The organism is Brevibacillus sp. MS2.2, from assembly GCF_013284345.1.
In the GTDB taxonomy this organism is placed as follows: domain Bacteria; phylum Bacillota; class Bacilli; order Brevibacillales; family Brevibacillaceae; genus Brevibacillus; species Brevibacillus brevis_C.
Map to the genome: position 1 here is coordinate 163,926 of NZ_JABSUZ010000012.1, position 8,111 is coordinate 172,036.

General features: G+C 50.4%; 8 protein-coding genes. 1 reads left to right on the forward strand and 7 read right to left on the reverse strand.

Annotated features, from left to right (window positions below):
• Positions 1-54: 54 nt before the first annotated feature.
• The 7 genes from cimA to HP568_RS13935 all read right to left on the reverse strand — a co-directional run bounded on the left by cimA (position 55) and on the right by HP568_RS13935 (position 7,638).
• Positions 55-1,677 (reverse strand): citramalate synthase, encoded by a 1,623-nt coding sequence (gene cimA / locus HP568_RS13905; RefSeq protein ID WP_048034184.1) that lies wholly within the window; start codon positions 1,675-1,677, stop codon positions 55-57.
• Positions 1,678-1,795: 118 nt separating this feature from the next.
• Entirely contained in the window at positions 1,796-2,635 is an 840-nt protein-coding gene (locus HP568_RS13910; RefSeq protein ID WP_173629380.1) for an alpha/beta hydrolase, read from the reverse strand.
• Between the two features lie 103 nt (positions 2,636-2,738).
• Positions 2,739-3,830, reverse strand: coding sequence for a YheC/YheD family endospore coat-associated protein (locus HP568_RS13915; protein WP_048034186.1), 1,092 nt, complete (start codon positions 3,828-3,830; stop codon positions 2,739-2,741).
• 117 nt (positions 3,831-3,947) lie between these two features.
• A complete protein-coding gene (locus tag HP568_RS13920; protein ID WP_173629381.1) occupies positions 3,948-5,141 on the reverse strand; it encodes a M20 metallopeptidase family protein in 1,194 nt (397 codons plus the stop codon).
• 75 nt (positions 5,142-5,216) lie between these two features.
• On the reverse strand, positions 5,217-6,215 hold the full coding sequence (locus HP568_RS13925; RefSeq protein WP_173629382.1) for a histidinol phosphate phosphatase domain-containing protein: 999 nt from the start codon (positions 6,213-6,215) through the stop codon (positions 5,217-5,219).
• Between the two features lie 155 nt (positions 6,216-6,370).
• Positions 6,371-6,847, reverse strand: coding sequence for a dihydrofolate reductase (locus HP568_RS13930; RefSeq protein ID WP_173629383.1), 477 nt, complete (start codon positions 6,845-6,847; stop codon positions 6,371-6,373).
• Positions 6,844-7,638, reverse strand: a complete 795-nt coding sequence (locus HP568_RS13935; RefSeq protein WP_173629384.1) for a thymidylate synthase — start codon at positions 7,636-7,638, stop codon at positions 6,844-6,846. The genes HP568_RS13930 and HP568_RS13935 overlap by 4 nt, the downstream gene beginning before the upstream one ends.
• A gap of 106 nt (positions 7,639-7,744) precedes the next feature.
• On the opposite strand from HP568_RS13935, the gene HP568_RS13940 reads away from it, so the two are divergent.
• The coding region (locus HP568_RS13940) for a GntR family transcriptional regulator (RefSeq protein WP_173629385.1) at positions 7,745-8,111 on the forward strand (367 nt) is incomplete at its 3' end.

An 8,111-nucleotide genomic window follows, 5' to 3' on the forward strand; every position in this document is an offset into this window, starting at 1 on the left:
CTTGTATACCAAAGAAAACCAGCCCAACGGCAAATGCTCGGGCTGGTCTTTTTATTAATGATTCACAATCCCTACGCGCGTCCCCGAGGAAGCAAGGCTTCCGACCTCCTCACAGCCTTCTTTCCACAGCAAGTAACGGATACTGTCTGCCAGCGCTTCCCAGCTCGCTTCGATGACGTTGGTGGAGACGCCTACTGTGCTCCACTTTTCGCCGTTGCTCGAGGATTCGATTAGGACACGTACTTTTGCGGCAGTCGCGCCGTTTTCATCCAATACACGCACCTTGTAATCTTCTAGCTGCATTTTTGCAATGCACGGGTAGTAGCCTTCCAATGCTTTTCGCATCGCATTGTCCAGTGCGTTCACCGGACCGTTGCCATCTGCGGCTGTATGGACAGATTCCCCGTTCACACGCAGCTTCACAGTCGCCTCCGACGTGATTGATTGGACGGCTGCCTTTTCCAGCATGATTTTGAAGGAGTCCAGCTTGAACAGGTTTTTCAGCTTGCCGGAGGCTTCCAGCAGCATCAGCGTTAGCGAAGCCTCTGCTCCTTCGTATTGATAGCCTTGGAATTCGCGCTCTTTGATGTGTGTAATGATTTCTCTCGCCTTTTCCCGATCCAGCGACAGATCGATCTCCAGCTCTTCCATTTTGGCGAGCAAATTGCTTTGCCCAGCGAGCTCTGAGACGAGTACGCGACGTTTGTTGCCGATGTTTTCCGGCTCGATGTGCTCGTACGTTTTCGGATCGCGCATAACGGCGCTTACGTGAATACCACCCTTGTGAGCAAAAGCACTATACCCGACAAACGGCTGGTTGTTCGGCATCGTCATGTTGGCAATTTCCGCTACATAGCGAGACAGCTGTGTCAACTCCTGCAATTGATCAGTGCTCACACAGTGATAGCCCAGCTTGAGCTGCAAATTCGGAACGACTGAGATCAGGTTGACGTTTCCACAGCGCTCACCGATGCCGTTAATGGTTCCTTGTACTTGCTGTGCGCCCGCCTGAATCGCAGCTAGTGCATTGGCAACTGCCACTCCGCTGTCATTATGCGGATGAATGCCTACAGGCGTCCGCAGATGGCCCACAGTCGTTTTGACAATATCATAGACTTCATGCGGCAATGTCCCGCCATTTGTATCACAGAGAACGATCCAGTCAGCTCCAGCCTCTTCTGCCGCTTCCAGCACTCGCAATGCGTAACGCGGATTCGCCTTGTAGCCATCGAAGAAATGCTCTGCCAAAAAGAGAGTCGTCAGTCCGTTTTCTTTTAAAAATGCGACCGAATCAGCGACCATGCGCACGTTTTCTTCCAATGTCGTCTTAAGAGCATCCGTCACGTGCAAGTCCCATGATTTCCCGAAGATCGCCGCTGCCGAGGCTCCGCTTAAGATCAACGCTTGCAGATTGTCATCATCGGAAGCAGCTACATTTGGTCTACAGGTACTGCCAAAAGCCGTTACCTTAGCGTGCTGCAACGAAATCTCCCGGATACGCTCAAAAAAAGCCATGTCCTTTGGATTGCTGCCCGGCCAACCACCTTCAATAAAATCAATGCCAAATTGGTCCAGCCGCAGTGCGATCTTTATCTTGTCTTCTACCGACAGGCTGATCCCCTCTCCCTGCGTACCATCTCGCAGGGTCGTATCATACAGATACACCTTGCTATTCATGTTTCTTCTCCACCTGTTCTGTTATTTTTCTGAATAATCACATCTTTCTAACCGTTAGACGATTCCCAGTATACCACAGCCCAAATGGATTGAAAACGCAGGAAAATAGAGGTTTTTTCTATGTCCGTGGGGTGCGGACAAATGCGACAGTTTGCTTGATCGCTGCTTCCAGCGGAGCCGATGTACCCGCAAACGGATGACGCGTGTTAAATGTATGATCTCCGCCTTCTATCCAGTGCAGCTCGCTATTTTTGGCAGCCTGATGAATTCTTTTTGCACCCTCTACCAGACGGACATAATCTTTTTCTCCTGTGATGATGCACAGTGGTTGATCCATCGCAGAAACAAGTTCCAGAATATCGTATTTCTGGCGATTGGTGTCCACGTCCTCGATCACGGCTCTCGTGATTGGCATGTCTTGACCAGTCCGCGCATTCGCTATGTAGCCCACGCCTGTCTCTTCTATTTGCTGGCGCAGCTTCTCGTCAAACAAATCGACATAAGCGATTCCGTTCCAGGTCACAATCCCTGCCACATGCGGGTTGTTTGCTCCGAATAGAATCGCGTCACCGCCGCCCTTGCTGTGTCCCAATACGTACAGCTTCGTTTTGTCCACATAATCGGGTACAGGAAGTTCGCCTGACAAAATCCGTTCCGTCATCGCTTGCAAATCAGCCAGTTCACGCGCATACGTATTGCGCCCGAATTTCTCCAGCTCGTCGAACTCCGTCAAGCTCTCCCCTACGCCATTGCAGCTAAAATTAAAGCGAATCGTGGTGATGCCTTGCTTGGCCAGCTCATCGGCTACGTAGGGAAAACTTCCCCAATCCTTGAAGCCTTTAAAACCATGGCAAAACAGCAGTAGTGGCTGTGCCAAGCCTGCCGCTTCCTCCGTATGAATGTCTCCTCGTAGCGTCAACTCCTCGTCGAGTTCGATGGAAAAGGATTGCTTTTGCATGTGCGTTTCACCTCTTGTGCATTTTTTTATTATTATGCCGTGTCCCCCTCTTAAAAGAAACGAAAATGCCAAAAAAAAGACCTTCCTCTTTGGAAGATCCCCTTTAGTTAACTGCGCTGTTTTTATTAATAAGATACAACGCGTACTCCAACGGTCGTCGAACCGCCGTCGCATATCGCTTGTGCTGACGTATCTGCTTGAAAATTTCTCTGCCTGGCTTCGGATTGATTTCAATAATCCAAACCTTCCCGTTAACATCAATCCCCAAGTCAAAACCAAACTCCATCATCAGGCCAAAATGCTCTTCAATACGTGTGACAGTCTTGATCGCGAGCTCCTTGCATTCCAGTACAATCCGCTCCGCCATTTCCGGACCAAATCGTTTGACCAAAAAGGAAACAGCAGGCAAAGCGGTTCCCCCTCCATGCAAATTCGAGGTGGACGATTGCATTGGCCCAACGCGAATACCCATCCCGGTCAAACACCACTGCCCCTTCCCGTCCTTTTGCACGAGCAGGCGAGCATCTACTGTTCGCTTGGGAACCAGTGACAACCGCAGCCCCTGTTGAAGAAAAAACTGCTCGTTTCCGCTCTTCTCATTCTTCATCCAATGCTCCAGCCGCTCGCACACCTCTGTGAGCGTCGCCATTTTTTCGCAGCTTTTGGCTTGCTGCTTGGTCCTGCCATGCAAAAGGTAACGACCTGCTCGTTTCTCCACACGCAGTATGCTTCTGCCGCCTGTGCCGTTTGTTGGCTTGAGATAAACCAGACGATGATCGGCAAGCATCGTGGCAAGCGTTTTTCTGTCGTAGGGGAGTGTTTCGGGAAGCCACCGCTGTAGCTCTGGATCTTGTATCAAAATCTGATGAACGACATATTTGTTCGAAAAGCGGTTATTCGCATAACGGAACCAGTTTTGCTTGCGAAATGGCAAATAGGCACGATGCTTGGGCAATGGATAGTAGCGATAACGATCGATGACGATGTCGGGCCAGGCAAAACGCTTTCGTCTCCACTTCGTGCCATCTGGTACATAACCGTTAATCCGCTTTTCTTCAAAATGGACATCTTGTGGGCTAAATAAAAAAACCTCTGCCCCCATTTCTCTCCCTGCCTCAACCAGCCTTCGCAAATAGCCAGGCTCGACAAAACCTGATTCTCTTCGGTAGGTCAGTACGCCTATCCGTTTTCTCACCGAAAGGCCACTCCCTCCCTTGTTCGATTTTCTAGCTAGCCTCGTATAGCTTATGGTTGAAAGCAAAAAAAGCGCCTTTGTCCTATGTAGGCAAAAGCGCATCTTTCATGAATGTTCTTATCGTTGCTGTGTTTCCAAATAGTGGAGCGCTGTTCGTCCCAAGAGCTCGCCTGCGATCAGCATGGCATCCTCGTCGATATCAAAACGGGGATGGTGATGCGGATAGGCCGCCAGTTTTTCCGGATTGCCTGCCCCAACGAACAAGTAAGCGCCGGGCACCTTTTCCAAGTAGTACGAAAAGTCCTCGCCACCCATCAACGGCTTCATCGATTCCACACGGCCAGCTCCAAACGCTGCAATGGCTGCTTCCTGTGCGATCGCTGTTTCCTTTTCATGGTTAATGACGGCTGGATACCCTCGCTCGTAGACAACTGTAGCGCTTCCTCCCATCATGGTAGCCGTCCCCTCCGCAATTTCTGTCAGGCGCTGCTCCGCACGATCGCGGACGTCTGGCAAAAAGGAGCGGACAGTCCCTGTTAAACGACAGCTATCTGCGATGATGTTCGTACTGTCTCCGCCGTGGAACGTCCCTACGGTCACGACCACACTTTCTAACGGGCTGATGTTGCGGCTGGCAATCGTTTGGAGATGACCGACGATTTGGGAACCGATCACAATGGAGTCGACGGTTTCTTCCGGAACAGCACCGTGTCCCCCTTTTCCTTTGATCTCGATGGAAAAGTCGTCTGTATTCGCCATGAGCGGACCCGCACTAATGTACACCTTCCCCACAGGGAACATCGACCAGAGATGAACGCCAAAGATCGCATCGACGCCATCTACAGCACCATCCTGAACCATTTGGGTAGCTCCGCCCGGATTTTCCTCTTCCGCATGCTGAAAGACAAAGCGAATTTCACCGGCAAACTGCTCACGATGTGCTGCCAAAACAGAAGCGAGTCCTAAAAGCTGGGAAGTGTGCGCATCATGACCACACGCATGCATGACACCAGGGACAGTAGATTTATACGGCACTTCTTTTTGATCTTGAATCGGCAGTGCGTCAAAATCCGCACGCAACGCGACGACCTTACCCGGGCGCCCTCCGCGCAAAACGCCGATAACTCCTCTCCCCCCCACACCTGTGCGAACCTCATCAAAGTGAAGTCCTCTCAATATTTCGGCAATGAGAGCTGGAGTCTTCTCCTCTTGAAAGGAAAGCTCGGGATGCTGGTGCAGATGACGTCTCCAGCTAATGATTTGCGGCTCCATCTGTTTGAGTAGCTCTTTTAATTGATCCTGCAAGGCCATGGTTATTACTCCTCCCCCTGGATGCACCATTCTTCTCCCATCATAGCAGAATCATGGGCCAAAAGGGGAGCTTGACTAATCCAGAGCGAGCATGCTGCGTTTTCTCTTCTCAAAAACCGCAAAGCTCGTATAGCCTACCCGCTTCAACTGCACTCGAGCCTCGTCCAACTGCTGACCGACTTGATCAGGGGCAGTAGCGCTAGACGCCAAGGTGATGGGCACCTCATTCTGGAACAAAATTTCCAGAAAACGATAGCTGGGCGAAAATTCCCGGAGCTGACTCGCCAGACCGTAGCCTGTATTGATTTCCGTCGCAATCCCCCTGCGCCCAAGAGCTCGGGCCACACGCTGATAATACGGCAAGAGGGCAGTTTCATCCGGTCGCACACCAAACGCTTTGATGCCATCGATATGGGCAATCACATCGAATATTTGCGATTCGATCGCCTGCTCCAGCTTATCAAAATAAAGGCTGTACAATCCGATTAGCTCCTGTCTTCCAAAGCGTTCTCGTGCATCCTGGATCGAATAGCCCCAGCCTTCCAGAAAATGCACAGCCCCAATGCACACATCCCAAGGATATTGATTGATGACATGCCGCAGTGTCTCTTCTCCACCTGAAAAATAATCCAGTTCAATCCCGACACGCAGCTCAATTCCATCCTCCGCCCAACGAAGCCGTTCTTTTTGCAGGAAAACAACAAAGCTGTCCAGAGAGTCGTTTGCGACCTGACTCAGCCATTTGCGCTGCGCTATCCCCAAGCGATCAGAACCGATGTGCACATGCTGCTCGTAGTATGACCGATACTCAAGAAAACGATATAAGTGCTCGACCACGCATACTTGCTGAATCCCCGCCTGTTTGGCACGTAATCGATACAATTCAAGCCAATCTCGTGAATACGGGCCTTGTTGCAGGCGTTCTGCCAACCCATTGGTCAGCATACTTGCCCATTTTCGGCTCCCCTTTACTTCGGCATGCTCCACGAGGGGGCGCAATGATTCCGCTTGCTTGAGCAACCAGTCCAGCGAATACGGCCCTTCCTCCAGATGGACGTGAAAGTCTACCTTCATCCCGATCACCTCCCTTGGGTTCGTCCCTGCTATTTTCTATCGTTATATATGCGTTTGGCTCCATACATATGTCGAGTATTCACATGACGAACGACCTAGTAGAAGAGGTGAAAACAGAACAAAAAAATGCCTCAGCAATGAGGCATTTTTGTTTATCAGCTATTTTTTCGCTCATACACGTAAAACGCATGCGGATGAACGTTCTTCTCATCCACGATACCCTCACGCTTGTCCACCAAGCTGTAAGCGTCGCGATCCCAAGCCGGGAAAAACGTATCGCCCTCTGTTTCCAAATCGATCTCCGTAATATACAGACGATCAACGACATCGAGGAACTGGCGATAAATTTCCGCGCCTCCAAAGATGATGACATCGCCCATTGCGAGCACTTCTTCCTTCGTATGGACAACATCTACACCTTCTGGGTGAAAGTCCTGGCTACGTGTCAGGACGACATTCTTTCGGTTAGGCAGCGGCTTGCCGATCGATTCGAACGTTTTACGTCCCATTACAATCGTTTTGCCTGTCGTTAATTCCTTCACATTTTTCAAGTCGGCAGGTAAGTGCCACGGCATGTCGCCATCTTTTCCGATGACTTGGTTGCGGGCATAGGCAACAATCAGGCTGATCATACGGCCACCTCACCTTTGATGTGCGGGTGGGATTCGTAGCCGACGATTTCAACATCTTCGTATTTGAAATCAAAAATCGAGGTAACCTCTGGATTGAGTACGAGCTTCGGCAGTGGTTTCGGCTCGCGAGTGAGCTGTAGCTTGACCTGCTCGATATGGTTGAGATACAGATGAGCATCTCCGATCGTATGAACAAAATCCCCCACTTCCAGCCCGGTGACATGCGCCACCATATGCGTCAACAAAGCGTAGGAAGCGATATTAAACGGTACACCCAAAAACGTGTCGCCACTGCGCTGATACAACTGGCAGGACAACTTGCCATTGGCTACGTAAAACTGGAACAACAGGTGACAAGGCGGCAATGCCATTTTATCCAATTCAGCCGGATTCCACGCGCTAACAATCAAGCGGCGAGAGTCTGGATTGCGCTTGATCTCATCAATGACCCATTGAATCTGGTCCACTGTTTTGCCGTCGCGTCCAGTAAAGGAACGCCATTGGCTTCCGTATACCGGGCCCAAATCTCCGTTTTCATCGGCCCATTCGTTCCAGATCCGCACGCCGTTTTCCTGCAAGTAGCGGACATTGGTATCGCCTGATAAAAACCAGAGCAATTCGTGGATGATCGATTTCATATGCAGCTTTTTCGTCGTGACCATGGGAAAGCCTTCACTTAAGTCAAAACGCATCTGATGCCCAAAAACACTGGTCGTTCCGGTGCCTGTCCGATCCTCTTTTGTGACACCCTCATCTAAAATGCGCTGGCACAAATCCAGGTATTGTTTCATCGTCCATCTCTCCTTCCATCTCATCTATTTTACCTGACCCAGACAAAAATGAAAGACAGAATGTCATGATATAATAAATGGATAAATGTAGAAAGCGAGATTCGTGATGGATGGCATATCTTCTGTGGCTACAAAGCCCTTATATAAACAAATAGCAGAGCAAATCGAGCAAAGAATCAGCAGCGGTGAATTCGGTCCTGGCAGCTATTTGCCCTCGGAACGCACGCTGGCCAAAGAACTGAACGTCAATCGTTCCACTGTCGTCGCGGCGTACGATGAGCTGCAAGCAGCAGGCATGATCGAGCGCATACAAGGAAGCGGCACCATCGTCAGCCAAGATATTTGGGGACTGGCACGGACCCGCGTTCCGAACTGGCGTCATTTGACGGAGTCAGGGTCGTTTCGCCCGAATTTACCGTTAATTCGCAAAATCCGTCGTGAAACACAGGAAAATGACTTGATCGATTTGGCGA